Genomic DNA, 3,119 nt, shown 5'->3' with positions numbered 1-3,119 from the left:
GTTTGCGACTTGTGCGATTGATACAATCTCGAATTGCCGCACGAATTTGGGCTTCAACGGCCACTAGCTCTGCGTCTCGTGACAAATAGGGGATTGCTGAAAAAGGGGGGTAGTATCTGACTGCTGTTCGGAACTTGGGTCTTGAGGTCTTTCTGAATTCTCTGGGACTTTTGGCAGTCTACCTAAATCTGTTTTTAATTGTTGTCGGAGCTTTGTATCTAATGACAGCACAGATTCACTCAAATTACTCAGGAAGTGTGCCTGACAACGTTGATGTGGTGCATCTGGCCAACTCGAATTCATTGCCGTGATGATTGCTGATTCCCCATCTGACAAGGTTGCCAGCACTTTATACGGTAACTTCTGATATGGTTGCAGCCACTCAATTAACCGTTGTGATTGTGCCTGTGGTAACTGAATTCCACTTACTGCTGTACCGCTTAATACTTCATATAATACGTATAACAGAGTCCCGTGACCCTCTGGCTGTAAGGCATCTATTGCCCTACATCTTGCCACCATGTTCAACGGCTGTAGCAGCTAATTTCTCCTGGGTATGCGCTATTGCTCCACCCAACAGTGCCAGAAATTGACGATATAGCTTCCCTACATTACTCTCGTTAATTTCTACACCACGCTGGTTTAATTTTCGTTGAATTTCAACTAACTGTTGATGCTCATGTTCATGTTGCCAACCGATAAATGCCAGCACATCTAGCCCGTAAGTGCTTTGAGGTAAACTATATTTTAGTACACCATAGGCTAAGTAGTGTTGACCAAAATATTCACATTCAGCGTTGGCACATTCTTTCCCTTTACCTGCTATAAACACTGCTCCGCTTAAGGTTTGAATGGTTTTCCGCATATGCCAAGATGGAAGGTTAACTAATTTTGTGTCGCAATGTATACATGAATTTAGCTCACATTTCACAATTATTCGTTTGGCATCCGGGAAATGTCTTTGCGGGCGGTGGCTAGGTAACTTTACTATCACGGAGGAATGTCTGCTGGTAGGTGTTTTTCAGTTTACCTGCAAACAACACCAATTAGATAGCTAGGGTTTGTAAGCAGGTATCTCCCAGAGAATGACCATATTTATCGTTAGAAGATTTAAAAAATTCGATAAGTTTTGGGGCGTTAGGCGATGATTTTGACAAAAAATATTGTGATGCCGCAATCTTCGGCATGAGTTTCTCTTGATGCCGACCGAAATTAGAGTAACTTCAGGCTGAGGCTGGTGGCGATTTAGCAATCAAGAGTTCTTTTTTACTCTGCTTTAACTGTTTCCAAAATGCCTGAATTTGGTTGTAAATATCTTTTGGGTCACTAACTTACTGTTTGAGCTAAAAATACGTAATTACCCGGAGATTAAGTTTAAATAGAATTTGACTGATGAACTAGGACGTATTTACTGTTTACAAAACCAATTTTGGCTTTATTTGGGCTTAATTTTTGTTTAAGTTCCGTGAAGTCACAACTACTTTTGGGAATTATAAACTGGACAACCTTTGTTGAGGGTTACTGGCCTTCAGCTATCTGCACGGAGACAAGAAATGCAGCAAACTACGACAAGGCAGCAATTCCTACCCAAGCTGGATCGTCCATTTATAATAGCAGCCCTGACCATTCCTATTGTTCACCTCGGACTTGGATACATAGGTTTATCCATGACATTTGTCGGTGGTGCGTCAGCATTTTGGCCTTCATTCGGTGTGTTTTTAGCAGCAATGTTATTGGTAGGCTATCGGGTCTGGCCCATCATATTTTTGAGTGATTTTATTGTTAGTTATATTTTCTTTTTTAAGAACAATCTTTTAATTAGTAGTATCATTTCGGCTATCAACTTAATTACTCCTTTCGTAGCAACTTTTTTAATTCATAAGTTTATCAAGCGTCGCCATTTTTTAGAGCGATCGCAAGATGTTTTTAAATTTATGGTTCTGACTATACCCAGCCCCCTAATCAGTTCCATCTTGGCTGCACTAACGCTTTGTATTAGTGGTATTGCACCTTGGTCAATATTTAGTAACATTTGTCGAACTTGGCTGACATCAGACAGCACAGGTATTTTAATTGTTACACCTTTAGTGCTGGCATGGTTGCAAAAATCTCCATCGCCGAGAAGCTTCCATCGGCGACAAATTATCGAACTTGCATTTGTTTTATTGTCAATGATGGCGATTGTTCGGGTCGCTTTTTCAGGGGGATACCCAATTGAATACATGATCATTCCGCCATTAATTTGGACGGCATTTCGATTTGAAGCGCGGATATCGACTCTAGCTGTACTTATTATGTCAGCAATCGCGGTTTTTGGTACTGTTAAAGGCTTTGGTTCGTTTGCTAAACAACTCTCACCTAATGAATCACTTATCTTGTTGCAATCATTCATTTGTGTAATTGCTATCACTACCTTTGTGATCTCTGCGGTAACTAGTGAAAACCAAAGATCAGCAATTATACTGCGGCAAACCAATGATGAACTAGAGCGACGAGTTGAAGAACGAACTGCCCAACTCAACGAAGCAAAAACTGTTGCCGAAGTTGCCAATCAAGCCAAAAGTGAATTTCTCGCCAACATGAGCCACGAATTACGAACTCCACTAAATGGCATCCTCGGTTATACTCAAATTTTACAACGGACTGAAACCTTGTCCGACAAAGGATACAAAGGAATTGAAATTATCCATCAATGCGGCTTTCATCTATTAACTTTAATTAATGACGTGCTGGATTTGTCTAAAATCGAAGCCCGCAAAATGGAGTTGCATCCCATCGATTTCCATTTTCCTTCGTTTCTGGAAGGAGTAGTCGAAATCTGTCGGATTAAAGCTGATCAAAAAGTTATTTCCTTCACGTATCAGCCCAACTCTCAACTCCCAGTTGGTATCCACGCGGATGAGAAAAGACTGCGGCAAGTTCTGATTAATATTTTGGGTAACGCAGTCCAGTTTACAGATAAAGGAGGGGTGAATTTCAAAGTAACAGTTCTTACTCATTCGTCCAGTGTCAGTAGTCCAGAAACCCAAGAAATAACTAATTATAAACTTCGTTATCAAGTCGAAGATACAGGAGATATGATGACATAGATGCAATTGCAAAAAATATACCATCCCTTT

5 protein-coding genes are annotated in these 3,119 nt (G+C 40.6%); 1 reads left to right on the top strand and 4 read right to left on the bottom strand.

Translation table 11 applies throughout. The features are described from left to right. Nucleotides 1–63 precede the first annotated feature (63 nt). The 4 genes from RRG12_RS42285 to RRG12_RS42270 form a co-directional block, all read right to left on the bottom strand. Complete coding sequence (locus RRG12_RS42285) at nucleotides 64–522, bottom strand: hypothetical protein (protein ID WP_420761094.1); 459 nt, start codon at nucleotides 520–522, stop codon at nucleotides 64–66. Next, complete coding sequence (locus RRG12_RS42280; protein WP_420761095.1) at nucleotides 506–865, bottom strand: hypothetical protein; 360 nt, start codon at nucleotides 863–865, stop codon at nucleotides 506–508. The genes RRG12_RS42285 and RRG12_RS42280 overlap by 17 nt, the downstream gene beginning before the upstream one ends. A gap of 181 nt (nucleotides 866–1,046) precedes the next feature. Further along, nucleotides 1,047–1,187 carry a diguanylate cyclase domain-containing protein gene (locus RRG12_RS42275; RefSeq protein ID WP_420761096.1) on the bottom strand — a complete coding sequence of 47 codons (141 nt, stop codon included), beginning with the start codon at nucleotides 1,185–1,187 and terminating at the stop codon, nucleotides 1,047–1,049. Between the two features lie 36 nt (nucleotides 1,188–1,223). Beyond that, entirely contained in the window at nucleotides 1,224–1,313 is a 90-nt protein-coding gene (locus RRG12_RS42270) for a DUF7219 family protein (RefSeq protein WP_420761135.1), read from the bottom strand. A 240-nt stretch (nucleotides 1,314–1,553) separates the two neighbouring features. Here RRG12_RS42270 and RRG12_RS42265 point away from each other — a divergent pair, with 240 nt between their 5' ends. Then, nucleotides 1,554–3,089, top strand: a complete 1,536-nt coding sequence (locus tag RRG12_RS42265; protein WP_420763234.1) for an MASE1 domain-containing protein — start codon at nucleotides 1,554–1,556, stop codon at nucleotides 3,087–3,089. Nucleotides 3,090–3,119 lie beyond the last annotated feature (30 nt).

It is taken from the genome of Nostoc sp. CALU 546 (genome assembly GCF_048836525.1).
This window is presented reverse-complemented; position numbering and strand designations above follow the sequence as displayed.